Here is a 350-nt window from a genome sequence, read left to right on the forward strand (position 1 = left end):
CTTTACGGTTGCCATCGGCATAAACAAACTCTTCTATGCTGTTTAAGTCATCATCTATCTCTTGAATTTGCTCTTCATATTCTTCAAATGCATTGCCAATTTCCTCTATTATACCAACAAGCTCTGTCAAAACTTCCTTTTGCTTATCGTCGCTAAAAGCTCCAGCAATCTTTTTCTTCAAACTTTCTATCTCATTGTTACCAAAAAACATTATGCTTTTTCTCCTGTCGTATTATTTTAATTATGCTCGTTCCATATATTCGCCAGATCTAGTATCTATACGAATTTTTTCGCCTTCATTGATGAATATAGGAACCATAATCTCCGCTCCCGTCTCTAACTTCGCTGGT

Annotated in this window: 1 protein-coding gene and 1 pseudogene; both read right to left on the bottom strand. The window is 36.0% G+C overall.

What is annotated here, in order from left to right; genetic code table 11:
• The coding region (locus tag ACYVTD_RS18280; protein ID WP_461249023.1) for a CD1247 N-terminal domain-containing protein at positions 1-211 on the bottom strand (211 nt) is incomplete at its 3' end.
• A gap of 30 nt (positions 212-241) precedes the next feature.
• A pseudogene (locus ACYVTD_RS18285) lies at positions 242-350 on the bottom strand (elongation factor P); the annotation flags it as partial.

The sequence above is a fragment of the Treponema sp. R6D11 genome, assembly GCF_054786075.1.